This window comes from Pseudomonas sp. NPDC089741, assembly GCF_044748825.1.
Lineage (GTDB): Bacteria > Pseudomonadota > Gammaproteobacteria > Pseudomonadales > Pseudomonadaceae > Aquipseudomonas > Aquipseudomonas helmanticensis.
In genome coordinates this window covers 95,356-118,285 of record NZ_JBIVGT010000016.1, presented here as the reverse complement: position 1 = coordinate 118,285, position 22,930 = coordinate 95,356, and the positions used below count along the sequence as shown (strand labels likewise).

Genomic DNA, 22,930 nt, shown 5'->3' with positions numbered 1-22,930 from the left:
TCTACAGCAGCCTCATTTGCTGTCAAGTGATTATTTTCAGAAGTTTTCGAAGAATTCTTCAACAACTTCAACCACTTGCGCTTCCGATCTCTCGTTAGCGGGAGGCGAATTCTACAGCGTTACACGCTGCTGTCAACACCTCTTTTTCTCCGCTTTCGACCGAGAAGATCGAAACGTTAAAAGAGCCAAACATCATCACTCTTTCAACTCCTTCCAGGCTTCGATGATCTGAAGCAAGCCGCTGTCGAAAACTGCACAACTCATTGAATCTCAAGGAGTTTTCCGTTTCGACTGCGCCGGAAGTGGGGCGAATTATAGACGTCCAGAATTTGCCGTCAACCGTTAATTACACTTTTCTATCGATACGTCAGAAAAGCTGCCTATATATAGACGCCACGGCAGCGAATGCGCAGTATATTGCCCAACAGCTATAAAAATGCCCGCTCCTACCTTGGATGATGCCTAGTAATGAATGACCAGCCTCGCTCCCTTGCCTCCATGTTGTTTCCGGTTGGCCTGCTATTAATAGCCATGGCATCCATCCAGTCCGGAGCCTCTCTGGCAAAAAGCATGTTCCCGGTCGTAGGCGCACAAGGAACTACAACCCTTCGGCTGATCTTCGCCAGCGTGATCATGCTGATTTTGCTGCGTCCATGGCGCGCCAGGCTTACTGCTAAATCCCTGCGGACGGTGATCGTTTACGGGATGGCGCTAGGCGGCATGAACTTCCTCTTCTATATGTCCCTGCGCACCGTTCCTCTGGGAATCGCTGTGGCCCTGGAATTCACCGGGCCATTGGCCGTTGCCATTTATGCGTCGCGGCGTGCCATCGACTTTCTCTGGATCGCCTTGGCAGCAGCCGGACTGATGCTGTTGATACCCACCGGGGCAACGACTGCCGGGATCGATCTGGTGGGCGCTGGTTATGCACTGGGCGCCGGCGTTTGCTGGGCACTGTACATTCTGTTCGGGCAGAAGGCCGGCGCAGACAATGGCGTAACAACTGCGGCGCTGGGCGTAATGATCGCAGCGCTGTTCGTGGCGCCCATTGGCATTGTGCATGCCGGCGCTGCACTGCTGACGCCCTCGTTGATTCCGATTGCCATCGGCGTCGCGATTCTCTCTACCGCCCTGCCCTATACCCTGGAAATGGTTGCCCTGACTCGAATGCCCGCGCGCACCTTCGGCACACTGATGAGCATCGAGCCGGCATTCGGCGCCCTGTCAGGTCTGTTTTTTCTCCAGGAATACCTGTCACTGTCACAATGGATGGCGATCATGTGCATTATTCTGGCTTCTGTCGGGGCGACCCTGACCATGGGCAGCAACGCGAAGCCCGCCATCGCGGCAGATTGAAACAGGATTTGACCGGGGTCTGGTAATTGACGCTCATTTAGGCCATGTTTAGATCCCGTAACCCATCGCCAGACATGGATTTTTTCGCAAAGGGACGTAGAAACGCTGCAGAAGCGAGCGAACACAGGCAGACCCGAGCATCAGACTCGCGGCCGCTATTAAGGACGGTAATGAAACGAATTTTGATACTGATCGCCGTACTGGCGATTGCGGGTTGTGCTGCGACTTCGGAAACCCAGGTCAAACGCGGCAAGAAGGGTTTGCATATCAACTGTTCAGGACTCTCGTCCTCTTGGGACAAGTGCTACACCAGTGCCGCCAATTCCTGCGCGCCAAAGGGTTACAAGGTCATTGCCAAATCCGGCGATGCCGTCGAGGAGCCGGGTGATTATCCGTTCGGCCTGAATCCCGCCGGCTACACCAGCCGCAGCATGATCGTCATCTGCAAATGACCCTCCGCCCTACTCCGCTCGCTGAACTGCGAGCTGACGGGCGATCTCTTCGTGACTGGATTTCAACACTGTGCGCTGGACGTCCGGTGTGGCCAACATCCGCGCAACCACCAAAGCACCGACGCATTGCGACAGTATCGCCCACGCCAGGCTCTCGCTTTGCAGTATCTGCGCCCAACTCTCCTGAAGACGGCAAATCCAGATTTCTGCCTGCTCGCGCACCTGCACATCCGAGCGGGCAATCTCCGCCCCCAATGTCGGCAACGCACACCCCGACTCAGGCTGCTCGACATGCGCCATGCTCAGGTATTGCTTGAGACAACGCTCAAGCCGTTCGCGGTCTTCATTGCCTTGCCCGCTCAGGCGCTCAAGGCTTTGACCGAGCTCACGTTCGACGATGGCAGAGAACAAAGCATCCTTTGAGGAAAAGTGGCTGTAAAACGCTGCACCACTCAGCCCGATGGCTTTCATCAGCCCATCCACCCCTACCGTGGAAAACCCCGAGCGCTTTGCCGACAACGCACTGCTTTGCAGCAATCGTTCGCGGGTTTCCAACTTGTGACCGGCCGAATAACGCATGTGTTTACCCTGTAATTCACCGCCTTGACGTTGTTCGGATCCTAGCATAACGTTCGTTAACTAAACGATCGTTAACCAAAAGGATTCACCATGAATAACAACAAGGTCGTACTGGTGGTCGGTGCTGGCGACGCCACGGGCGGTGCAATTGCCAAGCGTTTTGCCCGCGAAGGTTTTGTCGCCTGTGTCACTCGACGCAGCGCCGACAAACTCCAACCGCTGGTAGATGCGATCAAGGCCGAAGGTGGCGAGGCTCATGGCTTTGCCTGCGATGCGCGCAAGGAAGAGGACGTCATTGCCCTGATTGAGGACATCGAAACCCGCCTCGGCCCGATTGAGGCATTCGTCTTCAACATCGGCGCCAACGTGCCCTGCAGCATCCTCGAAGAGACCGCGCGCAAGTACTTCAAGATTTGGGAGATGGCCTGTTTCTCCGGTTTCCTCAATGCCCGCGAAGTGGCCAAGCGCATGGTCACTCGTCGGCGCGGCACAATATTGTTCACCGGCGCCACCGCCGGTCTTCGCGGCGCGTCGGGATTTGCCGCATTCGCCGGCGCCAAACACGGTATCCGCGCACTGGCGCAAAGCATGGCGCGAGAATTGGGGCCGATGAATATCCACGTCGCCCATGTGGTGGTCGATGGCGCAATCGATACCGACTTCATCCGTAACAGTTTTCCCGAGAAATACGCCACCAAGGATCAGGACGGTATTCTCGACCCCGAGCATATCGCCGAGAACTATTGGTATCTGCACAGCCAGCCACGGGATGCGTGGACCTTTGAGCTGGATCTGCGCCCATGGAATGAACGCTGGTAAGCCTGCCCCATAACAATAAACAGAGAGCCGTGAGCATGACCAAAACCGTTGAGTTCTACTTTGACCTGGGCAGCCCTGCCACGTACCTGGCCTACACCCAACTGCCAAGGATCTGCGCTGAAAACGACAGCGAGCTGATCTACATCCCGATGCTGCTCGGTGGTGTTTTCAAAGCCACGGGCAATGCCTCACCGGCGATGATTCCGGCGAAGGGCCGCTACATGTTTGAGGATCTGGACCGCTACGCCAAACGCTACGGCGTCCCGCTGAAATTCAATCCGCACTTCCCGATCAATACACTGATGCTGATGCGCGCCGTAACAGGCATGCAACTGCGCCACCCGGAACGCTTCCCGGCATTTATCGATTGCCTGTTCAAGGCACTTTGGGTTGACGGCCGCAGCCTCGATGAACCGGCAACCGTCGCAGCGGTGCTGACTGAGCACGGTTTTGCTCCGGAGGATGTACTGGCATTGACCAACGACGAGGCCGTCAAAGCCGCACTCAAAGACAACACCGAAACCGCGGTTAAACGCGGTGTTTTCGGCGCACCGAGCATGTTTGTTGGCGGGCAATTGTTCTTCGGCCAGGATCGGCTCGATTTTATCGAGGAAGCCTTGCGCTAAACCTCGAGTTAGCGGCTGCCAGGGCGACTCTCAAAAGAGTCGCCCTGGCGTTGCACAGCAACAGATCAGATCGCTGCAGTGCGCGTTTCGAGCCACTCCAGCGCCGCGCCGTCAAGCAGCGGGCTCAAGCGCTCGCGTACTTCGGCGTGATAGGCGTTGAACCATTGTTTCTCTTCCTGACTGAGCAGTGTCGGCACCAGGCAACGCGTGTCGATCGGGCACAGCGTCAAGGTTTCGAACTTGAGGAACTCGCCAAATTCGCTGCTGCCAGCCTCGCGGTTCATCGCCAGGTTCTCGATACGCACGCCCCAACGGCCCGGACGGTAAGTACCCGGTTCGATCGACGTGATCATCCCCACCTGCATCGCAGTCTGCGGCGCCGGCGCAGCCTGATAGGCAATCACCTGCGGGCCTTCATGGACGTTGAGGAAATAGCCGACGCCGTGACCGGTACCGTGACCGTAATCGACGTTATCCGCCCAGATCGGCGCACGGGCGATGGCATCAAGCAGCGGCGACAGAATGCCTTTCGGGAAATGCGCCCGGGACAGGGCAATCACACCTTTGAGCACGCGCGTGCAGTCGCGCTTCTGCTCTTCAGTCGGCGTCCCCACCGGCACCATCCGCGTGATGTCGGTTGTGCCGCCGAGGTATTGACCCCCCGAGTCGATCAGCAACAAACCATCGCCCTCGATCACCGCGTGCTCTTCTTCGGTGGCGTGGTAGTGCGGCATTGCGCCATTGGCGTTGAACGCGGCAATGGTGTTGAAACTCAGCGAAACATAATCCGGACGACGTTCACGGGCAGCCGTGAGTTTTTCATCGATGGTCAGTTCGGTGATGCGCTCGCGCCCCCAGGCCGATTCCAGCCAGGCGAAGAATTCGCACAACGCTGCGCCGTCCTGCTCCATCGCTTTACGGATGTGCCCAGCGTCGGCTTCACTTTTCTGCGACTTGGCCAACGTGGTCGGGTTCAAGCCCTCGACCAGTTTCACGCCGCCGTCGAGATTGTCCAGCAAACCACTGGTGACCCGCGCCGGATCGACCAGCAAGCTCGCGCCACCCGGCACGGCCCGCAGCGCATCAGCCACTTCAGTGTAATCGCGCAGCGTCACGCCATCCTGTTCCAGCACGGCGCGCAGATCAGCGTCAACCTTGCTCAGTGCGACGAACAGCGTGGCTTGTTGTTGATTGATCAAGGCAAACGAAACAAACACCGGGTTGAACGACACGTCGCCGCCACGCAGGTTGAACAACCAGGCGATGTCGTCGAGGGTGGCGATGAAGTGCCAGTCGGCGCCGCGTTCCTGCAGGGTTTCGCGCAGCTTGGCGAGTTTCTCGCCACGGCTGACGGTCGCTTGCGGCGGCAGATGTTGATAGATCGCTGCATTCGGCAGGCCCGGGCGATCGCTCCAGACTTCCTGCAACAGATCGATGTCGGTCCGCAGACGTGCACCGCGCGCCTCAAGCTTGCTGCTCAATGTGCGTGCCGAAGCCACCGCCATCACGGCGCCATCGACGGCAACGACGCCACCTTGCGGGGTCTGTTCGGCCAGCCAGTCGAGCGGACTCGGTTGACCCGGTTGTAATTTGACCAGTTCGATGCCGCTGCCCTTGAGTTCCTTGCTGGCCTGTTCCCAGTAACGACTGTCGGCCCAGACACCGGCGAAATCAGCGGTGACAATCAAAGTACCGACCGAACCATGGAACCCCGACAGCCACTGCCGACCTTGCCAGTAACCCGGCAGATATTCCGACAAGTGCGGGTCGGCGGAGGGCACCAGCAAGGCATGGATGCCTTCGCGGCGCATCAGTTCTCGGGTGTGCGCCAGGCGCTGGGGCACCGATCCTTCGGTCGAGGTCTGGGTACTCATCATGTCTCCTGCTAATCACTTCTTCGTTATTGTTCGTAGCCGTGGATTCGGCTCGTTTAAAGCCCGGTCGCCCAGAATGCCGGAGCACTGGCGCAGGCGGTCTTGATCAGTTCAACAGCCTTGTCGACGTCTTCGGCGGTGGTAAAACGGCCGAGACTCAAACGGATGGTGCGGCTGGCCAGATGCGCATCGTGCCCGAGGGCCAGCAGCACATGGGACGGCGCGTTGCTGGCGGAATTGCAGGCCGACGTCGCGGAAAACGCAATCGAGTGACTGAGTGCGGCACTGTTGAATTCGCCTTCGCTGAACGTCAGGCTCAGGGTGTGCGCAATGCGCTGTACAGGGCTGCCATTCAGGCGCACGCCCGGCAGGCTCAGCAGTTGCTCAAGCAAGCGCTCGCGCAGGGCCGCGATGGACTTTTTCTCCGCGTCGAACGCAGCCGCCGCCAAGGCAAACGCTGCGCCCATGCCGGCAATCTGGTGCGTCGCCAAGGTCCCGGAACGCAAGCCACCTTCGTGACCGCCGCCGTGAATCTGCGCCTGCAAACGCTGTTGCGCGCGCGGGCCGACGTACAACGCGCCGATCCCTTTCGGACCGTAGAGTTTGTGTGCCGAGAACGACATCAGATCGACCGGCAACTGCGCCAGATCGATTGCCACCTTGCCGGCGCCTTGAGCGGCATCGACATGGAACAGCGCTTCGCGCCCGCGCACCACGGCGCCGATGGCCTGAATATCGTTGAGCGTGCCCAACTCATTGTTGACCAGCATCAGCGACACCAGAAAGGTGTCGTCGCGCATTGCGGCGCTGACCGCTTGCGGGGTGATCAAGCCGTCGGCGTCCGGCACCAGATAGGTCACGGCAATACCCGCGTCCTGCAACTGGCGAGCGGTATCGAGGATGGCTTTGTGTTCGATCTGACTGGTGATGATGTGGCCGCCAGGCACACCGCGCGCCTGCGCCACGCCCTTGAGGGCGAGGTTGTTGGACTCGGTCGCACCGGACGTCCAGACAATCTGCTCGGCACTGGCACCGACCAGCTCGGCGACTTGCCGCCGGGCCAGTTCGACTGTCTGCCGGGCCTGCTGGCCGAAGGCGTGGGAGCTGGAGGCCGGATTACCGAAGTTACCGTGAAACCCCAGACATTCGATCATCACCTGGATGACCCGCTCGTCCACCGGGGTGGTGGCGGCGTAATCGAAATACAACGGACGTGTGTTCATAAAAGACTCGCAGAGCGTGTTCCGGGATCAGGAGGCTCGTGTCTGCAAACGGCTTGGCGCTGCCTTGTGAGCGGCGCGTCGGTTCGAGACCGTCATCAATACCTGATCGGATGCCGTTAAAGAAGAACAACTTCATTTAAAAGTGCGTAGGAACGCTCCTGAAGTCGAGCTTAACAGGCATCGGGCCGGCGATTGAAGCAATGCGTCAGCTAAAGCTTTCGACAAGCAGCGGGTACAGCGAAATCACCAGCAGTGCGGCCATGCCCCAGTTGAATACGCGCAACCAGCGCGGCTCCTTCAAGACATTGCGCAACAACGTGCCGCAAGCGGCCCAGACGCCGACGCTCGGCAGGTTGATGATGGCGAACACCGCAGCAATCACCACGACATTGGTGAAATAGCCCTGCATCGGCGTGTACGTGCTGATGGCACCGATGGCCATGATCCACGCCTTCGGATTGACCCACTGAAACGCCGCCGCGCCGAGGTAACTGATCGGCTTGGCTTCACCTTCAACGCTGTCACCGACAGGTCCCGAGTGGGCGATTTTCCACGCCAGATACAAAAGATAAGCGGCACCGACGTAGCGCAGAACCGTATAGAGCAGCGGATATGTCTGAAACACCGCGCCCAGACCGAAGCCCACCGCCACCACCAGCACAAAGAACCCGCAGGTGATGCCGAGCATGTGCGGGATGGTCCGGTTAAAACCGAAGTTGACACCCGATGCGAGCAACATGGTGTTGTTCGGCCCCGGGGTGATCGAGGTGACAAGGGCAAACAGGGCAAAGCCCAGCAGCAGATCGAGCGAGAGGTTCATGGTGCGGCAATCCATCAGGGTCATTCAGGTGTTGACCCTATCCCACGCAGCCCGGCAAACCCACGGACAGTTAGGCAAAACTTCAAGCGGTACAGTTGGTTTTCAGCTGGAGCGACCGTGCAGCTGTACGGCACGTTCGGCGCTCATCTCACCCTGTTTGTCGAAACCGTAAGTCTGCTGTGGCTGACCGAGCAACTGAGCTTTTTTCGAGTGGTATTCGTCGAAGGACAACCCACTGCGATTCAGCGCCTCCATCGCCAGTTCACGTGATTCTTCGGCGCTGTAAGGACGCAATTCCGGAGCAACGTGGCTGGCGCATCCGGCCAGTACAGAGACAGCGAGCAGCAGCGAAACAGTCAGTAAATGATTCATGGGAGCGTCCTGGCGAGCAATGTGGGAGTCGATGAAGAAAGGCTACGCCCGCCCACGCTCATGCAGAAATCAACGCTCTCAATAGTGGCTATCAGGAATTCAACAACGACTTCGCATATCTCTAAAAGATCTATAAATATCTAATAACGTTCTTTTACGGAATAACAATCAGTCTTTATAAATCCCTTCATGCGCTCATCACTGTTGCTCCAGCAACTGTTGCTCAGCCAACAGCGATTCAACAAACCGCATCGGTACTCACACAGCCAATCGCTAGCGGAACGCTCAACGCCCCGTAAACCGGGTTCTCCAGGAATTGGTACAGCACTTGCTCCAGTGCAGTGACTTACTCACTGCTCGTTGAGCAACTGTTGAAAAAGGAACTGATCATGTCGCGTCCCCTGAAAGTCGTCGCCCTGTCCGGCGGCACCTGGCGTCCATCGCGCACCTTGGTACTAACTCAAGCCTTGCTGGCTGAGCTGGCCGCGCATCTGCCGATCGAGAGCCACTTGATCGAACTCGGCGACATTGCCCGGCCACTCGGCGGCGCGCTTTCGCGCCAGGAACTCAGCGCGGAAGTCGAAGCCGAGTTGCAAGCCATCGAGCAGGCCGACCTGCTGATCGTCGCCGCGCCGGTGTATCGCGGCTCCTACCCGGGGTTGCTCAAGCATCTGTTCGACCTGATCGATCTCAACGCGCTGATCGATACGCCGGTATTGCTCGCCGCCACCGGTGGCAGCGAACGCCATGCGCTGGTGCTCGATCATCAATTGCGGCCGCTGTTCAGCTTCTTCCAGGCCGTTACGTTGCCGATCGGCGTGTACGCCACCGAAGCGGATTTCGCCGACTACCAGATCACCAGCGAAACCCTGAAAGCACGCATCCGTCTGGCGGCCGAACGCGCTGCGCCGCTGTTCGCGACACAAATCAAACCGTTGCTGAAAATCGCCTGAGGAGCTGTTCATGGATGTTTTCTGGTTTCTCCCGACCCACGGCGACGGCCACTATCTGGGCACCACCCAAGGCGCGCGCCCGGTCACGCTCAACTATCTGAAACAAGTCGCGCAGGCGGCCGACAGCCTCGGTTATCACGGCGTGCTGATTCCCACCGGGCGATCTTGCGAGGATTCGTGGGTGATCGCGTCGGCACTGGTGCCGTTGACCGAACGCCTGCGCTATCTGGTGGCGATCCGTCCGGGGATCATTTCACCGACCGTTTCGGCGCGCATGGCGGCGACCCTCGACCGCTTGTCCAATGGCCGCTTGCTGATCAACGTGGTGACCGGCGGCGATCCAGATGAAAACCGTGGCGACGGCAGCTTCCTCAGCCATAGCGAACGCTACGAAGTCACCGATGAATTCCTGAAAATCTGGCGCCGGGTGCTGCAAGGCGAGGCCGTGGATTTCGACGGCAAACATCTGAAGGTGCAGAACGCCAAAGCGCTTTACCCACCCGTGCAGAAACCTTATCCACCGTTGTACTTCGGCGGTTCCTCCGACGCTGCGCATGATCTCGCTGCCGAACAGGTTGACGTCTACCTGACCTGGGGCGAACCACCGGCCGCCGTCGCCGAAAAACTCGCCGATGTACGTGAACGCGCGGCGCGGCATGGGCGCAAAGTGAAGTTCGGTATCCGTCTGCATGTGATCGTCCGCGAAACCGCCGAAGAGGCATGGAAAGCTGCAGACAAGCTGATCGAACACATCAGCGACGAGACCATCGAGGCGGCGCAGAAATCCTTTTCACGCTTCGACTCTGAAGGGCAGCGGCGCATGGCCGCGCTGCACGATGGTCGGCGCGATAACCTGGAAATCGCCCCCAACCTGTGGGCCGGCGTCGGCCTGGTGCGCGGCGGTGCCGGCACGGCATTGGTCGGCGATCCGCAGCAAGTGGCGGCGCGGATCAAGGAATACGCCGATCTGGGGATCGAGAGTTTCATCTTCTCCGGCTATCCGCATCTGGAAGAGGCTTATCGCTTTGCCGAGCTGGTGTTCCCGCTGCTGCCCGAGCCTTACGCGAGTCTGGCCGGGCGCGGCGTGACCAACCTCACCGGACCGTTTGGCGAAATGATCGCCAACGACGTCCTGCCGACAAAAGCCACCGCATAAACCACCCCTGTAGGAGCTGCCGCAGGCTGCGATCTTTTGATCTGGTGTTTAAAAATCAACGTCAAAAGATCGCAGCCTGCGGCAGCTCCTACACGGGATGATTGAATTCAGGAGTGTTGGTGTGACTGCCAAACCGCAAAATAGCCTTTTATCGCCGTTGCAGACTGCCCGCCAGCTGGCCGCCGAATTTGCATTGACCGCCGTCGAGCGCGACGAACGTGGCGGCACGCCCAAGGCCGAACGCGATGCCCTGCGCGACAGCGGCCTGCTCGCCCTGAGCATTCCCGGCCGTTACGGCGGCCTCGGCGCGAGCTGGAGCGAAACCCTGCAAGTGGTGCGCGAGTTCGCCAAGGTCGACAGTTCGATCGCCCACGTTTTCGGTTTTCATCACCTGATGCTGGCCACCGTGCGCCTGTTCTCTCGCCCGGAACAATGGCAGCCGTGGTTCGAACAGACCGCCCGGCAGAACTGGTTCTGGGGCAACGCGCTGAACCCGCTCGACACCCGCACCGTGGTCAAGAACCTCGGTGGCTGGCGCGAGTTTTCCGGCAAGAAAAGCTTCTGCTCCGGCGCCAGCGACTCGCAAATGCTGATCGCCTCGGCGGTGGACGAAAGCGCCGGCGGCAAGCTGTTGATCGCGGCGATTCCCAGCGGCCGCAGCGGCATCACTCTGCACAACGACTGGAACAACATCGGCCAGCGCCAGACCGACAGCGGTAGCGCGACGTTCGAACGGGTCCGCGTCGAAGAATCGGAACTGCTGCTCGATCCCGGCCCGCTGAGCACGCCGTTCGCCTGCCTGCGGCCGCTGATCGCGCAACTGACTTTCACGCACATGTTCCTCGGGATTGCCGAAGGCGCATTCACCGAGGCGCGGCAATACACCCTCAACGAAACCCGGCCGTGGCACAAATCCTCGGCGCGCGATGTCCGTGAAGATCCGTACGTGCTCGCGCATTACGGCGAGTTCTGGGTGGCCCTCGAAGGTATTCGTCTGCTGGTCGAACGGGCGGCGGCATTGCTCGATGCTGCCTGGGCCAAAGGCCCGACTCTCAGCGCCGAAGAACGCGGTCATGTCGCCACAGCGATTGCCACGGCGAAAGTCGCCGCCAGCCGTCAGGGCCTGGATATTTGCAGCCGCCTGTTCGAAGTCACCGGTGCGCGTTCGACCCACGCCTCGCTGCGCCTTGATCGACATTGGCGCAACCTGCGCACGCAAACCCTGCACGACCCGCTGGATTACAAACTTCATGAGCTGGGCGACTGGGCGCTGAATCAGGCGCTGCCGATGCCGACGTTCTATTCCTGATCTGCCTATATTTGAACTGAAGAAAAGGACGCGCCCATGCAACTGCTGACACTACCGCCCTCACCCGCGCTGGCGACGTCGATCCGCGCCACCGCGCAGGTGTTCGAAGACCCGAAGTCCCAAGCGCTGCTCGCACATTTGCAACAGGTCGCACCGAGCGAAGCCAGCGTGCTGATCATCGGCGAGACCGGCACCGGCAAGGAGCTGGTCGCGCGACATATTCACAACCTGAGCAATCGCCGCCATCGGCCGTTTGTCGCGGTGAACTGCGGCGCCTTCTCCGAATCGCTGGTGGAAGCGGAATTGTTCGGCCATGAAAAAGGCGCGTTTACCGGTGCGCTGAGCGCCAAAGCCGGCTGGTTCGAGGAGGCGGATGGCGGCACGCTGTTTCTCGATGAGATCGGTGATCTGCCGATTGCGATTCAGGTGAAGCTGTTGCGGGTCTTGCAGGAGCGCGAAGTGGTGCGGCTCGGTTCGCGCAAAAGCATCCCCATCGATGTGCGAGTGCTGGCGGCGACCAACGTACAACTGGAAAAAGCCATCAATGCCGGGAATTTTCGCGAGGATCTGTATTACCGCCTCAACGTGGTCAATCTGGAACTCAGCCCGCTGCGCGAGCGTCCCGGCGACATCCTGCCGCTGACCCGCCACTTCATCGAGGCTTATAGCCAGCGCCTCGGTTATGGCCGCGTCAGCATCAGCCCTGGCGCCGAGCACAAACTGCGCGCCTACAGCTGGCCGGGGAATATTCGCGAGCTGGAAAACGTCATCCATCACACGCTGTTGATCTGCCGCAATGGCGTGATCGAACGTGATGATCTGCGCTTGTCGAACCTGCGCATCGAACGCCCGGACGATCATCACGCCAGCGCCGACGACTCACCGGAAGCGTTGCTCGAACAGGCTTTCCAAAAGCTCTTCGCGCAACAGGCCGGCGCTCTGCACGAGAAGGTCGAAGACGCTTTGCTGCGCGCCGCTTATCGCTTCTGCCATTACAACCAGGTGCACACTGCTGCGTTGCTTGGCCTGAGCCGCAACGTCACCCGTACGCGGTTGATCAAGATCGGCGAACTGGCGGTGAACAAGCGGCGGATGACCGAGAACCTGCGCGAGCGCCTGATCCAGTTGTCGATCTAGCCCACCAGATTGCAGTGCAAGGCATCGTCGTGACTGCGGGCGATGCTGCTCAGCACCTGGAAGGAATTGAAAGTGACGGTTTTCGCCTGATGCGTGCGGATCAGTTGCCAGAAGTCCTGTTCGCCACGCTCAAAACTGGAAAACGCCGCCTCCCCCGCTTCGCGGGTCTGCCATTGCAGAAAACTCAACACCCGGCGTCCATCGTCGCTGGCCTGCACGCTGGCGCTGAGGAAACCGTCATAGCGCTGGGCCAGGCGTTCGCTTTGCACCGAAAGCGCAGTGACCAAGGACGTTTGCTGACGCGGCTCGATTTCGAATTCAATCAATTGGGTAAAGCTGCGGTTGTTCATGGAATGCCCCCACTCATCGTAAGACGAGTCTTGCGACTCGAAGGCCTGCAGGGTAAAACCTCTAGTTAAGTCAAGGTCAAGAGTCTTTTTCCAATGATCACCCGGGAAAACCTGCACAAGCAGCTTACGGTCGGAGAAGTCGCGGCGCGCAGTGGTGTCGCGGTGACAGCGCTGCATTTCTACGAAGCCAAAGGCTTGCTCAAGAGCCAGCGCAATGCCGGCAACCAACGGCGTTATCCGCGCGAAGTGCTGCGCCGGGTGGCGTTGATCAAGGTTGCGCAGCGATTGGGGATTCCACTGGCGGAGATTGGCGAGGCGCTGAAAATCCTCCCGGAGGATCGCGCGCCGACGGCAGCGGACTGGAAGGTTTTGTCCGAGCAATGGCGACGCGAGCTGGATGAACGGATCGAGCAACTGACGCTGTTGCGCGACCGGCTCAATGGCTGTATCGGCTGTGGCTGTCTGTCGATGGAAGCCTGCCCGCTACGCAACCAGGGCGACGTACTCGGCGAACAGGGCCCAGGGCCACACTTCCCCAAGGACTAATGGAGAACCCTGTGGCGAGGGGATTTATCCCCGTTGGGCTGCGAAGCAGACCCTAAGCCAGTCAATGAGGTTTGTCTGAAGGAATGAGGATTGAGGTTTTGGGGCTGCTCCGCAGCCCAACGGGGATAAATCCCCTCGCCACAGGTCAGTGTGTACCCCTGCTGCTCGTCGGGTGAAAATCTGGACTGCGTGGACAGTTCTATAGTGATTCTTCATCTCGCAAAACAACAATCAGGGAGAACGTCATGAGCGTCAAACCCATTCCCGAGGGGTATCACAGCATTACCCCGTATCTCGGCATCCACAAGGCCGCCGAGGCCATCGACTTCTACAAAAAAGCCTTCGGTGCCACCGAAGTCATGCGCCTGGCCATGCCCGACGGCGGTATCGGCCACGCCGAACTGCGCATCGGCGACAGCGCCATCATGCTCGGCTCGCCGTGCGATCAGGGGCCATTGAGCAACCCGGACAATGCAGTGTCGGTCGGTTTGCATCTGTACGTGACCGATGTCGACAAATCCTTCCAGCGGGCGCTGGACGCCGGCGCGACCACGGTGTCCGAGGTCAAGGATCAGTTTTACGGTGATCGCAGCGGGACGTTGAAGGATCCCTATGGACACCTGTGGTTTCTGGCCTCGCGCAAAGAGGATCTGACCGAAGAGCAGATCAGGCAGCGGGCGATGGAGATGTTTCAGCAGGGTTGAGTATTTCAGTGTCTGGATTGGCCTCTTCGCGAGCAGGCTCGCTCCCACAGGGTTTTGTGGTGTGACATGAAAAGTGACCACACCAACGATCCCTGTGGGAGCGGGCTTGCCCGCGAAGGGGCCGGCACAGCTGACACAAAAACCTCATGAACACACTTCATGAACCGGCCCATCACGCTTTGCGCCTTGCCCCGAACGCCAGACAATTTCAGGATGCATGCAACAAGAACCCTGAGAAAGGATCAGCCTGATGTTTGCCGGATTCCTCAAAGACCAGCGTCACGTCAACGGCGTTGACATTGCCTACCGCCTCGGCGGCAGCGGGCCGGGCCTGCTGTTGCTGCATGGCCACCCGCAGACCCACGTGATCTGGCACAAGATTGCCGAACAACTGGCCGAGTATTTCACCGTGGTCGCCGCCGACCTGCGCGGCTACGGTGACAGCGGCCGCCCGGCCGCCGATGACCAGCACCGCAACTACTCGAAACGCGAAATGGCCCGCGATGGCGTCGAACTGATGCAGGCGTTGGGTTTCGAGCAATTCTCGATCCTCGCCCATGATCGCGGCGCACGTGTCGCGCATCGCCTGGCGCTCGATCACCCCGCCGCCGTGCAGCGCATGATGCTGCTCGACATCGCCCCGACCCTGTCGATGTACGCGCAAACCAACGAAGCCTTCGCCCGCGCCTACTGGCACTGGTTCTTCCTGATTCGTCCGGCGCCGCTGCCGGAAACCCTGATCGAGGCCAATCCCGACGCCTATCTGCGCAGCGTGATGGGCAGCCGCAGCGCCGGCCTCAAACCCTTCACCGACGAAGCCTTCGGCGAGTACCTGCGCTGCCTGCAACAGCCGGACAGCGCCCGTGGCATCTGCGAAGACTATCGGGCCAGCGCCGGCATCGATCTGGAGCATGATCGCGCCGACATCGCCGCCCAACATCATTTGAGTCTGCCGCTGCGCGTGCTGTGGGGCGCCGAAGGGACGGTCGGGCGCTGTTTCGATCCACTGAGGGAATGGCAGCAAGTGGCGACGAACGTCTCCGGCCAGGCCCTGCCCGCCGGCCATTACCTTGCCGAAGAAGTCCCCGAACTGTTGCTCGCCGAAGCGCTGGCGTTCCTGCGCTGACCGCCGTTTCGCACTGACCTGAACCGTTTCCTGCCACGGGCCGACACTGGCCCGTGCGGGATCGTCATGCCCGAAAACCGTCTCGAGATAATAACAATGACTATTCGAAAACTGCTGGGAACCCTTTATGTGCAGGTGCTCATCGCCATCGCCCTCGGCGTGCTGATCGGCCATTACTGGCCGCAGGTCGGCGTCGATCTCAAGCCGTTGGGCGACGGCTTCATCAAGCTGATCAAGATGATCATCGGCCCGATCATCTTCTGCACGGTGGTCAGCGGGATCACCAGCATGCACGACGTCAAGCAGGTCGGCCGGGTCGGCGGCAAAGCGCTGCTGTATTTCGAAGTGGTGTCGAGCATCGCGCTGGTCATCGGCATTCTCGCCGCGCACCTGCTGCACCCCGGCGCCGGTTTCAACATTGATGTGAAGACCCTCGATTCCTCGGCGATTGCCGGGTTTGTCGGTCAGGCCGAACACGGCGAAGGCGTCACCGGGTTTCTCCTGCATGTGATCCCGACGACGTTTTTCGACGCGTTTTCCAAAGGTGAAATTCTCCCGGTGCTGTTCGTTTCGGTGCTGTTTGGCGTGGCACTGGTGATGGTCGGAGAAAAGGGCCGGCCACTGGTGGGCATCATCAATCAGGCCAGCGAAGTGTTTTTCCGCATCGTCGGCATGATCGCTCGGGTGGCGCCGATTGGCGCGTTCGGCGCGATTGCTTTCACCATCGGCAAATACGGGGTCGGCTCGCTGCTGCCGCTGTTGAAGTTGATCGGCACGTTTTACCTGACGGCATTTATCTTCGTCGCTTGCGTGCTCGGCGGGATCGCGCGGTACGCCGGTTTCAGCATTTTCAAATTGCTCGGCTATATAAAAGCCGAACTGTTGATCGTGCTTGGCACCAGTTCGTCGGAATCGGCACTGCCGCAACTGATCCAGAAACTCGAAAGCCTCGGCGCCTCGAAAGGTGTGGTCGGCATCGTTGTGCCGACCGGCTACACCTTCAACCTCGACGGCACCAACATCTATATGACCCTGGCGGTGCTGTTTCTCGCGCAGGCGACCAACATCGACCTGACGCTGGAGCAGCAACTGACGTTGCTCGCGGTGGCGATGCTCACCTCAAAAGGTGCCGGCGCCGTGGTCGGTGCCGGGTTTGTCGCGCTGGCCGCGAGCCTCGCCGTAGTGCCGACCGTGCCGGTAGCGGCGATGGTGCTGATCCTCGGCGTCGACCGTTTCATGGCGGAATGCCGTTCGCTGACCAACATCATCGGCAATGCTGTCGCCGCCTTGGTGGTGGCCGCGTGGGAGGGCGAACTGGATCGCGACAAACTCGCCCCGATCGCCCTCAAGACCGGTCGTCATGCCCGCGCGGCAGCGGCCAGACTCAGCGCCGAGTAATCGCCCCCGACGGCAATGCTATGCTGGTGGCTTCTGCCGCCAGTGTTCGTTTTAGACATGTCCCAGAAGAAAGACACCGTGCCCCTGCCCGAAGACCTGCGTGTGCTGCTCACCGTGATCCGCAAGAACGGCTTTGCTGCCGCAGCGGATGAACTGGGCCTGTCCCCGGCCTACGTCAGCAAACGCATCCAGATTCTCGAAAGCACCCTCGGCACGCGCCTGCTGCACCGTACCAGTCGGCGCGTCTCGCTGACCGAGGATGGCGAACGCGTGCAGCGTTGGGCGTTGCGCATTCTCGATGACTTCCAGCAACTGCACGACGAACTTTCCGACGCCCACGACAGCCCGCGTGGGCGTTTGCACATCTGCAGCAGTTTCGGTTTCGGCCGCAATCATGTGGCGCCAGCGGTGTCGCTGTTGGCCGAACGTTATCCCGAGCTGGAAATCCGCCTCGACCTGTTTGACCGCGTGGTCGACATCATCAATGAAGGTTTCGATCTGGAGATCCGCGTCGGCGATGACATTCCCGGCCAGCACATCGGCCGCCGCCTGGTGAGCAACCGGCGAGTGTTGTGTGCCGCGCCAGCCTATCTGCAACGCCGTGGCACCCCGCGAACCCTGGAAGAACTGCAACAGCACGATTGCCTGGTGATCAAGGAGCGCGACAACGCCTTCGGCATCTGGAGTCTGGATCGCGATGGCGCACAGGAAAGCGTGCGGGTCAGCGGGCCGTTGTCGTCGAACAATGGCGAGATCGTCCTGCAATGGGCGCTGGATGGGCGGGGAATGTTGCTGCGTTCATTGTGGGACGTGAAGCCGTTGCTGGAGCAAGGGCGGCTGGTGCAGGTGCTGGAGGATTACAGCCAGAGCGCGAATGTCTGGGCGGTGTACCCGACACGGCTGGCGCATTCGGGGAAGTTGCGTGCGTGTGTGGAGTTTTTGCAGGAACATTTCAAAAGCCTGTCCGTTTAGCAGATCAAAAGATCGCAGCCTGCGGCAGCTCCTACCTGTATCCCTGCAGGAGCTGCCGCAGGCTGCGATCTTTTCGTCAGGACAGCCAGGGATTGTCCACCAGATGTTGGCGTTCGAAAGCTTTGATCTGCTCGCGCCGTTGCAAGGTGCTGCCGATCGCATCCAGACCGAGCAGCAAGGCAGTTTTACGCAGCGTATCGATCTCGAACTCGATGATCGAACCGTCCGCCAGAGCAATCTGCTGCGCCTCCAGATCAAGGCTGATCCGCGCTGTTTCTGCCTGACCAACCCACTGCCCGAGCCGTTGCACCTGCGCTTCTTCCAGGGTGATCAACAACACGCCGTTGCGCTGGCAGTTGTCGAAAAAGATCCCGGCGAAGCTGCTGCCGATCAGCGCGCGAATGCCCATCTGTTGCAAGCCCCATACGGCGTGTTCACGGCTGGAACCACAACCGAAGTTAGGGCCGACGACGAGAAAACTTGCGCCCTGCCACGCAGGCTGATTGAGCACGAACTCAGGATTGGGCGTGCCGTCGGGCAAAAACCGCAGATCGAAAAACAGGCCGCGATCCAGGCCCTGGCGATCGATGCCTTTGAGAAACTGCTTGGGCATGATCACGTCGGTGTCGACGTTGGCCGCGAGCAACGGCGCGGCCTGGCCGCTGACCTGAGTGAAGGGTTGCAGGCTCATGGGCGTTCTCCAAAATGGCGGATGTCGGTGAGTCGGCCACTGATCGCAGCGGCGGCAACCATCGCCGGACTCATCAGATGGGTGCGCGCGCCGGCGCCCTGCCGACCTTCGAAATTGCGGTTGGTGCTGGACGCGCAGCGGTCGCCGGGGGCCAGCACGTCGTCGTTCATCGCCAGGCACATCGAGCAACCGGACTGCCGCCATTCAAAACCGGCGTCGATAAAGATCTGCGCCAGCCCTTCAGCCTCGGCCTGCGCGCGCACTTCGCTCGAACCCGGGACGATCATCGCTCGCACATGCGCAGCCACCTGCTGGCCGCGCACGACGCTGGCGGCGTCGCGCAAGTCTTCGATTCGCGCATTGGTGCAGGAGCCGATAAACGCATGGCTGATGACGATATCGCTGAGTGCCATGCCCGCTTCGAGGCCCATGTAATTGAGCGCGCGGCGCATGTCCTGACGCAGGATCGGGTCGCTGACCGCTTGCGGGTCGGGCACTCGCGCGCCAATCGGTGCGGCCTGATCCGGGCTGGTGCCCCAGGTCACCATCGGCTCCAGCAGGCTGGCGTCGAGATGAACCTCGCGGTCGAACAGTGCGCCGGGATCGCTGCGCAAATCGCGCCATTTTTGCAATCCGCGCTCCCACAACTCACCGGTGGGCGCACGCGGTTTGCCCTTGAGATAGGCGAACACTTTTTCGTCTGGCGCCATGAACGCGCCGCGCGCACCGGCCTCGACCGCCATGTTGCAAATGGTCATGCGCGCCTCGACGCTCAGCGCATCGATGGTCGAACCGCAGAACTCGATGGCATAGCCGGTGGCGCCGGACGCGCCAATCTGGCCGATCAGCGCCATGATCACGTCTTTCGAAGTCAGGCCCGGCGACAGCTCGCCGGCAACGGTCACGCGCATGCTTTTCAGGCGTTTGTAGACCAGCGTCTGCGAGGCCAGCAAGTGCTCGATTTCGGAGGTGCCGATACCAAAACCGAAGGCGCCGAGTGCGCCGTAAGTGGTGGTGTGGCTGTCACCGGCGGCAATGACCATGCCCGGCAGGATGAAGCCCTGTTCCGGGGCAATCACGTGTTCGATGCCCTGGCGTTTGTCGAGGATGTCGAGTAACTCGATGCCGAAGTCGCGGCAGTTTTCCGCCAGATACGACACTTGCCGGGCACCGCCGGCATCCGGCATCGCCGCCACACGCAGCGGTGTGGTCGGGTTGACGTGATCGACTACCGCCAGCGCCGTGCCCGGGCGCCAGACCTCGCGCCCGGCCGCGCGCAGGCCGCTGAACGCCTGCGGGCTGGTGTATTCGTTGATCACCTGACGATCGATATACAACAGGACATGGCCCTGATCGTCGAGGCGGCACACCGTGTGCGAATCGATGTGTTTGTCGTAAAGGGTTCTGGGGCTCATCAAGCACTACTCAGGCAATCACTGGTGATTTCCATCATAGGCAGCGGCCCGCCGCCATCAATTGGCAGAGAGTGATGGCATCCTCCATGAATCGTGTTCGATCCGAAGACCTGTAGGAGCTGACAAGTGAAACGAGGCTGCGATCTTTTGATCCAGGATTGTTAAACACCAGATCAAAAGATCGCAGCGTGCCGCAGCTCCTACATGGGGGAGAGTTGGCGTGAGGGAAGTGCGAAACATTTACTTTCATATCCCTTATCGGGATTCGTCACGCTCATCCGTCTTATAGAGATGCGGGCTGGTCGCGTAGGCAACAGCCACGACCAGACCTTCCAGGGATACATGGACTGCGAAGCCCGTAGTCACGCTCCCTTCCATCGAAATCAAGACGCGCAATCATGTCGAAGAAGTCCCGCTCCAAACTGTGGTTCCTGGTACATAGCTGGCTCGCGTTACCGATCTGGTTTTTTGTCCTGATCGTCTGTGTCACCGGCACTCTGGCAGTGGTCAGCCAGGAAATCGTCTGGCTGGCCAACCCGCAGATGCGCGCCAGCCAGCCTACCGATGACGCGCCCCTGCTCAGCTATGACGAGATTCTCGCCGCGATCAAAAAGGCCGAGCCGCAGACGCTGGTCGAAAGCATCAGCCGGCCGGATGAAGCGCATTTTGCCCTCGATGTCGAAGTGAGCTACCCGGACGGGCGTTCGCTGACCGTCTACGTCAACCCCTACACCGGCGCCATCCAGGGCACCGCCCCCGAATTCAATTTCAAGGCCTTCACCCGCGCCTTGCATGGCTGGTGGCTGGTGCCGTTTACCAATGGCTACAGCTGGGGCTGGTATCTGGTGTCGTTCCTCGGCCTGCCGATGCTCGTCTCGCTGGTCACCGGCCTGGTGGTTTACAAGCGCTTCTGGAAAGGCTTTCTGCGTCCGACCCTGCGCATCCGCCACGGCGCACGGATTTTCTGGGGCGACTTCCATCGCCTGAGCGGCATCTGGTCGATCTGGTTTATCGCGGTGATTTCCATCACCGGCACCTGGTTCCTGATTCAGGCACTGCTCTCGGACAACCATATTTCCTGGTCGAGCGAGCCGATCATTCCGGCGCTCGCCCGTGAAAGCGTGCCGGTGTCGAGCGATGCCGCGCCCCCGGCGAAGATCAGCCTGGCGCGCGCCATCGAAATCACCGAACAGAAGATCCCCGGCCTCGAAGTCAGTTTCGTCAGCATGCCCGGCAACGCCTACAGCCATCTGAGCCTTGGCGGACGTGGCTGGTATCCGCTGATGTTCCAGACCGCGACGCTCAATCCGTATAACGGTGACTTGGCGGCGACTCGCCTGCTGTCCGATCGCAACTCGCTGGAGTTCGTTACCGAATCCATGCGCCCGTTGCACACCGGTGACTTTGGCGGGCTGTGGATCAAGCTGATCTGGTTCTTCTTCGGCCTGCTGCTGAGCATGATGGTGCTCAGCGGTCTGTTGATCTGGACCAAGCGCACCGCGCTGGCCACCGCCAACGCCCTCAAACGCGAAAGCAAGAAAGCCCGCAGCGCCGCCGTGCAGCCCGCGACCACCCGCGAGACTTCGGAGGCCAGCCTGTGAGCCAGACGACGAGCATTGCCCAACCTTCCCGCCTGAGCCGCTTCTGGCACAAATGGCGCTTCCACATCAACGTGCTGCTGCTGCTGATTCCGCTGGGTTTCATGCCGAAATACTTTGCCGACGTCGCGTTGTTCCGTGGCGACAGCGGTCTTGGCGAACGCGAGATCGGTGAAGTCCAGGTCGGCCCGTGGAGCCTGCGCCTGGCCGAGCTGCGCAACGAAGCGCCGCTCAATGGTCCCGCCGGTTTCATGAAGGACTTCAACGCTGCCTTGTGTGATGCCTGTATCGAACAGGTCAAGGCGACTTACCTGCGCATCGGCAAACCCCGCAGCCTGCGCGCCGCCGGGGTGATTTTCTTCGGCACGCCGTACCGCATGGGCACGCAATTGCTGATCCCGGAAAAGACCAAAACCGACGCCGAACTGTGGATCACCATGGAAGGCTGGGACGGCAACATGCATCAGGCCTCGATTCCCCTGAGCCAGGCCTCCCCCGCGACGATCGCCTGGCTGAACAAACAAGGAGCCAAACCATGAGCCACGCCAAACGCCCTTCCCGCCTGCGGCTGAGTACTGCGCTGCTGGTGCTGTGCACAGGTTTCAGCGCCAGCGCCCTGGCGCATAACCCGATGTGCGAATGCAAAGCCGTCGATGCCGAGCAGATCAAATGCACCGGTGGTTTCTCCGACGGCAGCGGTGCCCCGGGAGTGACCCTCGATGTGATCGGCTACGACGAAACGATTCTGCTGCCGGGCAAGCTCGGCAGCGATTCGACCCTGACCTTCAAGAAGCCCGGCGCCGAGTTCTATGTATTGTTCGACGCCGGCCCGGGCCACGTCGTGGAAATCGACCAAGCGGATATCGAGACCCCATGAGTACGCCCACCACACAAATCGTGCGTCCGGCGGGTGCCGGCCATGAAACCCTCAATGTGCTGCTGTTGTGCCTGCTGATCCTGGCAATTGCCGGTTCCGTGGTGGCGTGGCGCGGCGTATCGCATGAACCGGAGCCGGTCGCCAGCAACCAGCTCGACGCCCGTCGTGACCTCAGCGCCGCCGAGCAAGGCATCTATGCCGATCTGCGGGTCACCCTCGACGAAATCCACTTGCTGCGCGAAGAGCAGAAAGCCCTGCCGACCCCGCAAAACCTCGCGGACGAAGGTTTCGCACCGTTTGCCCAGGACGCCAGTTCGGTCAGCCGTGGCGGGCATGCCTGGCAAATGCTCGCAGGCACTGCCTATTACGGTCACAGCCAGACGCCCGCCGTCGCCGGTTCGTTTCTGATGCGCGTCAGCGCCGACGACAAGGCTGCGCCGGACATCTGGCTCAGCCGCGATGCCGACCTCAAGCCGGCTGCCGATCTGTCGGATGCCGCACTGTCCGCTGCCGGCTGGAAACAAATCGTCGCGCAATACGATGCCGGGGTTACCCGCGAACATCGTCATTGAACCCT

Annotated in this window: 25 protein-coding genes; 17 read left to right on the top strand and 8 right to left on the bottom strand. The window is 60.3% G+C overall.

Annotated features, from left to right (window positions below):
* The first annotated feature begins 468 nt into the window (after window positions 1-468).
* Together rhtA and ACIPZE_RS17155 are read left to right on the top strand one after the other, a co-directional pair.
* Window positions 469-1,356, top strand: coding sequence for a threonine/homoserine exporter RhtA (rhtA, locus tag ACIPZE_RS17160; RefSeq protein WP_283438844.1), 888 nt, complete (start codon window positions 469-471; stop codon window positions 1,354-1,356).
* 170 nt (window positions 1,357-1,526) lie between these two features.
* On the top strand, window positions 1,527-1,808 hold the full coding sequence (locus ACIPZE_RS17155) for a hypothetical protein (protein WP_129394828.1): 282 nt from the start codon (window positions 1,527-1,529) through the stop codon (window positions 1,806-1,808).
* Between the two features lie 9 nt (window positions 1,809-1,817).
* On the opposite strand, the gene ACIPZE_RS17150 is transcribed toward ACIPZE_RS17155, so the two are convergent.
* Window positions 1,818-2,387 (bottom strand): TetR/AcrR family transcriptional regulator, encoded by a 570-nt coding sequence (locus ACIPZE_RS17150; protein WP_129394829.1) that lies wholly within the window; start codon window positions 2,385-2,387, stop codon window positions 1,818-1,820.
* A gap of 90 nt (window positions 2,388-2,477) precedes the next feature.
* Between ACIPZE_RS17150 and ACIPZE_RS17145 the strand changes: the two genes are divergently transcribed.
* Window positions 2,478-3,206 (top strand): SDR family oxidoreductase, encoded by a 729-nt coding sequence (locus ACIPZE_RS17145; RefSeq protein WP_400774065.1) that lies wholly within the window; start codon window positions 2,478-2,480, stop codon window positions 3,204-3,206.
* Window positions 3,207-3,241: 35 nt separating this feature from the next.
* Window positions 3,242-3,832, top strand: coding sequence for a 2-hydroxychromene-2-carboxylate isomerase (locus ACIPZE_RS17140; protein WP_400774063.1), 591 nt, complete (start codon window positions 3,242-3,244; stop codon window positions 3,830-3,832).
* A 65-nt stretch (window positions 3,833-3,897) separates the two neighbouring features.
* Here the strand turns inward: ACIPZE_RS17140 and ACIPZE_RS17135 are convergent, their stop codons facing one another.
* From ACIPZE_RS17135 to ACIPZE_RS17120, 4 genes are all read right to left on the bottom strand, one after another.
* Window positions 3,898-5,706 (bottom strand): aminopeptidase P family protein, encoded by a 1,809-nt coding sequence (locus tag ACIPZE_RS17135; protein ID WP_400774060.1) that lies wholly within the window; start codon window positions 5,704-5,706, stop codon window positions 3,898-3,900.
* A 56-nt stretch (window positions 5,707-5,762) separates the two neighbouring features.
* Window positions 5,763-6,929, bottom strand: coding sequence for an aminotransferase class V-fold PLP-dependent enzyme (locus ACIPZE_RS17130; protein ID WP_400774057.1), 1,167 nt, complete (start codon window positions 6,927-6,929; stop codon window positions 5,763-5,765).
* A gap of 205 nt (window positions 6,930-7,134) precedes the next feature.
* Window positions 7,135-7,749 carry a LysE family translocator gene (locus ACIPZE_RS17125; protein WP_283438848.1) on the bottom strand — a complete coding sequence of 205 codons (615 nt, stop codon included), beginning with the start codon at window positions 7,747-7,749 and terminating at the stop codon, window positions 7,135-7,137.
* A 102-nt stretch (window positions 7,750-7,851) separates the two neighbouring features.
* A complete protein-coding gene (locus ACIPZE_RS17120) occupies window positions 7,852-8,121 on the bottom strand; it encodes a hypothetical protein (RefSeq protein ID WP_064391321.1) in 270 nt (89 codons plus the stop codon).
* Between the two features lie 389 nt (window positions 8,122-8,510).
* On the opposite strand from ACIPZE_RS17120, the gene msuE reads away from it, so the two are divergent.
* The 4 genes from msuE to ACIPZE_RS17100 all read left to right on the top strand — a co-directional run bounded on the left by msuE (window position 8,511) and on the right by ACIPZE_RS17100 (window position 12,676).
* Window positions 8,511-9,074, top strand: a complete 564-nt coding sequence (gene msuE, locus ACIPZE_RS17115; RefSeq protein WP_129394835.1) for an FMN reductase — start codon at window positions 8,511-8,513, stop codon at window positions 9,072-9,074.
* A gap of 10 nt (window positions 9,075-9,084) precedes the next feature.
* Window positions 9,085-10,230, top strand: a complete 1,146-nt coding sequence (gene ssuD, locus ACIPZE_RS17110) for an FMNH2-dependent alkanesulfonate monooxygenase (RefSeq protein ID WP_400774053.1) — start codon at window positions 9,085-9,087, stop codon at window positions 10,228-10,230.
* A gap of 121 nt (window positions 10,231-10,351) precedes the next feature.
* A complete protein-coding gene (locus ACIPZE_RS17105) occupies window positions 10,352-11,539 on the top strand; it encodes an acyl-CoA dehydrogenase family protein (RefSeq protein WP_400774051.1) in 1,188 nt (395 codons plus the stop codon).
* A gap of 36 nt (window positions 11,540-11,575) precedes the next feature.
* The gene (locus tag ACIPZE_RS17100; protein WP_400774048.1) at window positions 11,576-12,676 is read left to right on the top strand and encodes a sigma-54 interaction domain-containing protein; all 1,101 of its coding nucleotides are present in this window, start codon (window positions 11,576-11,578) and stop codon (window positions 12,674-12,676) included.
* Here ACIPZE_RS17100 and ACIPZE_RS17095 read toward each other — a convergent pair.
* Window positions 12,673-13,026 carry an antibiotic biosynthesis monooxygenase gene (locus tag ACIPZE_RS17095; RefSeq protein WP_400774045.1) on the bottom strand — a complete coding sequence of 118 codons (354 nt, stop codon included), beginning with the start codon at window positions 13,024-13,026 and terminating at the stop codon, window positions 12,673-12,675. The two genes, ACIPZE_RS17100 and ACIPZE_RS17095, sit on opposite strands and share 4 nt — an antisense overlap.
* A gap of 93 nt (window positions 13,027-13,119) precedes the next feature.
* Here ACIPZE_RS17095 and soxR point away from each other — a divergent pair, with 93 nt between their 5' ends.
* The 5 genes from soxR to ACIPZE_RS17070 all read left to right on the top strand — a co-directional run bounded on the left by soxR (window position 13,120) and on the right by ACIPZE_RS17070 (window position 17,772).
* On the top strand, window positions 13,120-13,572 hold the full coding sequence (soxR, locus tag ACIPZE_RS17090; RefSeq protein ID WP_283438853.1) for a redox-sensitive transcriptional activator SoxR: 453 nt from the start codon (window positions 13,120-13,122) through the stop codon (window positions 13,570-13,572).
* Window positions 13,573-13,817: 245 nt separating this feature from the next.
* Window positions 13,818-14,276: a VOC family protein gene (locus ACIPZE_RS17085; RefSeq protein ID WP_129394841.1), complete on the top strand. Its 459-nt coding sequence runs from the start codon at window positions 13,818-13,820 to the stop codon at window positions 14,274-14,276.
* 250 nt (window positions 14,277-14,526) lie between these two features.
* A complete protein-coding gene (locus tag ACIPZE_RS17080) occupies window positions 14,527-15,402 on the top strand; it encodes an alpha/beta fold hydrolase (RefSeq protein ID WP_400774041.1) in 876 nt (291 codons plus the stop codon).
* 96 nt (window positions 15,403-15,498) lie between these two features.
* Window positions 15,499-16,800 carry a dicarboxylate/amino acid:cation symporter gene (locus tag ACIPZE_RS17075; RefSeq protein ID WP_400774039.1) on the top strand — a complete coding sequence of 434 codons (1,302 nt, stop codon included), beginning with the start codon at window positions 15,499-15,501 and terminating at the stop codon, window positions 16,798-16,800.
* Window positions 16,801-16,857: 57 nt separating this feature from the next.
* On the top strand, window positions 16,858-17,772 hold the full coding sequence (locus ACIPZE_RS17070; protein ID WP_283438855.1) for a LysR substrate-binding domain-containing protein: 915 nt from the start codon (window positions 16,858-16,860) through the stop codon (window positions 17,770-17,772).
* Window positions 17,773-17,848: 76 nt separating this feature from the next.
* On the opposite strand, the gene leuD is transcribed toward ACIPZE_RS17070, so the two are convergent.
* Both leuD and leuC read right to left on the bottom strand, forming a co-directional pair.
* The gene (gene leuD / locus ACIPZE_RS17065) at window positions 17,849-18,463 is read right to left on the bottom strand and encodes a 3-isopropylmalate dehydratase small subunit (protein ID WP_283438856.1); all 615 of its coding nucleotides are present in this window, start codon (window positions 18,461-18,463) and stop codon (window positions 17,849-17,851) included.
* Entirely contained in the window at window positions 18,460-19,878 is a 1,419-nt protein-coding gene (gene leuC / locus ACIPZE_RS17060; RefSeq protein WP_283438857.1) for a 3-isopropylmalate dehydratase large subunit, read from the bottom strand. Before leuC ends, leuD begins: the two co-directional genes overlap by 4 nt.
* 398 nt (window positions 19,879-20,276) lie before the next feature.
* Here leuC and ACIPZE_RS17055 point away from each other — a divergent pair, with 398 nt between their 5' ends.
* The 4 genes from ACIPZE_RS17055 to ACIPZE_RS17040 are packed head-to-tail and all read left to right on the top strand — an operon-like array spanning window position 20,277 to window position 22,925.
* Entirely contained in the window at window positions 20,277-21,479 is a 1,203-nt protein-coding gene (locus ACIPZE_RS17055) for a PepSY-associated TM helix domain-containing protein (RefSeq protein ID WP_400774035.1), read from the top strand.
* On the top strand, window positions 21,476-22,015 hold the full coding sequence (locus ACIPZE_RS17050) for a thiamine pyrophosphate-binding protein (RefSeq protein WP_129394847.1): 540 nt from the start codon (window positions 21,476-21,478) through the stop codon (window positions 22,013-22,015). Before ACIPZE_RS17055 ends, ACIPZE_RS17050 begins: the two co-directional genes overlap by 4 nt.
* Window positions 22,012-22,353: a hypothetical protein gene (locus tag ACIPZE_RS17045; RefSeq protein ID WP_283438859.1), complete on the top strand. Its 342-nt coding sequence runs from the start codon at window positions 22,012-22,014 to the stop codon at window positions 22,351-22,353. The genes ACIPZE_RS17050 and ACIPZE_RS17045 overlap by 4 nt, the downstream gene beginning before the upstream one ends.
* Complete coding sequence (locus tag ACIPZE_RS17040) at window positions 22,350-22,925, top strand: DUF6162 family protein (protein ID WP_400774030.1); 576 nt, start codon at window positions 22,350-22,352, stop codon at window positions 22,923-22,925. The genes ACIPZE_RS17045 and ACIPZE_RS17040 overlap by 4 nt, the downstream gene beginning before the upstream one ends.
* Window positions 22,926-22,930 lie beyond the last annotated feature (5 nt).

Excerpts from the sequence above, each read along its gene's own strand:
- ACIPZE_RS17150 (WP_129394829.1), bottom strand. The coding sequence starts at position 2,387 with ATGCGTTATTCGGCCGGTCACAAGTTGGAAACCCGCGAACGATTGCTG.
- soxR (WP_283438853.1), top strand. The coding sequence starts at position 13,120 with ATGATCACCCGGGAAAACCTGCACAAGCAGCTTACGGTCGGAGAAGTC.
- ACIPZE_RS17100 (WP_400774048.1), top strand. The coding sequence starts at position 11,576 with ATGCAACTGCTGACACTACCGCCCTCACCCGCGCTGGCGACGTCGATC.
- ACIPZE_RS17135 (WP_400774060.1), bottom strand. The coding sequence starts at position 5,706 with ATGAGTACCCAGACCTCGACCGAAGGATCGGTGCCCCAGCGCCTGGCG.
- ACIPZE_RS17075 (WP_400774039.1), top strand. The coding sequence starts at position 15,499 with ATGACTATTCGAAAACTGCTGGGAACCCTTTATGTGCAGGTGCTCATC.
- ACIPZE_RS17125 (WP_283438848.1), bottom strand. The coding sequence starts at position 7,749 with ATGAACCTCTCGCTCGATCTGCTGCTGGGCTTTGCCCTGTTTGCCCTT.
- ACIPZE_RS17145 (WP_400774065.1), top strand. The coding sequence starts at position 2,478 with ATGAATAACAACAAGGTCGTACTGGTGGTCGGTGCTGGCGACGCCACG.
- ACIPZE_RS17155 (WP_129394828.1), top strand. The coding sequence starts at position 1,527 with ATGAAACGAATTTTGATACTGATCGCCGTACTGGCGATTGCGGGTTGT.
- ACIPZE_RS17040 (WP_400774030.1), top strand. The coding sequence starts at position 22,350 with ATGAGTACGCCCACCACACAAATCGTGCGTCCGGCGGGTGCCGGCCAT.
- ACIPZE_RS17055 (WP_400774035.1), top strand. The coding sequence starts at position 20,277 with ATGTCGAAGAAGTCCCGCTCCAAACTGTGGTTCCTGGTACATAGCTGG.
- ssuD (WP_400774053.1), top strand. The coding sequence starts at position 9,085 with ATGGATGTTTTCTGGTTTCTCCCGACCCACGGCGACGGCCACTATCTG.
- ACIPZE_RS17095 (WP_400774045.1), bottom strand. The coding sequence starts at position 13,026 with ATGAACAACCGCAGCTTTACCCAATTGATTGAATTCGAAATCGAGCCG.
- ACIPZE_RS17085 (WP_129394841.1), top strand. The coding sequence starts at position 13,818 with ATGAGCGTCAAACCCATTCCCGAGGGGTATCACAGCATTACCCCGTAT.
- leuD (WP_283438856.1), bottom strand. The coding sequence starts at position 18,463 with ATGAGCCTGCAACCCTTCACTCAGGTCAGCGGCCAGGCCGCGCCGTTG.
- ACIPZE_RS17130 (WP_400774057.1), bottom strand. The coding sequence starts at position 6,929 with ATGAACACACGTCCGTTGTATTTCGATTACGCCGCCACCACCCCGGTG.
- ACIPZE_RS17120 (WP_064391321.1), bottom strand. The coding sequence starts at position 8,121 with ATGAATCATTTACTGACTGTTTCGCTGCTGCTCGCTGTCTCTGTACTG.
- ACIPZE_RS17070 (WP_283438855.1), top strand. The coding sequence starts at position 16,858 with ATGTCCCAGAAGAAAGACACCGTGCCCCTGCCCGAAGACCTGCGTGTG.
- ACIPZE_RS17140 (WP_400774063.1), top strand. The coding sequence starts at position 3,242 with ATGACCAAAACCGTTGAGTTCTACTTTGACCTGGGCAGCCCTGCCACG.
- ACIPZE_RS17080 (WP_400774041.1), top strand. The coding sequence starts at position 14,527 with ATGTTTGCCGGATTCCTCAAAGACCAGCGTCACGTCAACGGCGTTGAC.
- ACIPZE_RS17045 (WP_283438859.1), top strand. The coding sequence starts at position 22,012 with ATGAGCCACGCCAAACGCCCTTCCCGCCTGCGGCTGAGTACTGCGCTG.
- rhtA (WP_283438844.1), top strand. The coding sequence starts at position 469 with ATGAATGACCAGCCTCGCTCCCTTGCCTCCATGTTGTTTCCGGTTGGC.
- msuE (WP_129394835.1), top strand. The coding sequence starts at position 8,511 with ATGTCGCGTCCCCTGAAAGTCGTCGCCCTGTCCGGCGGCACCTGGCGT.
- leuC (WP_283438857.1), bottom strand. The coding sequence starts at position 19,878 with ATGAGCCCCAGAACCCTTTACGACAAACACATCGATTCGCACACGGTG.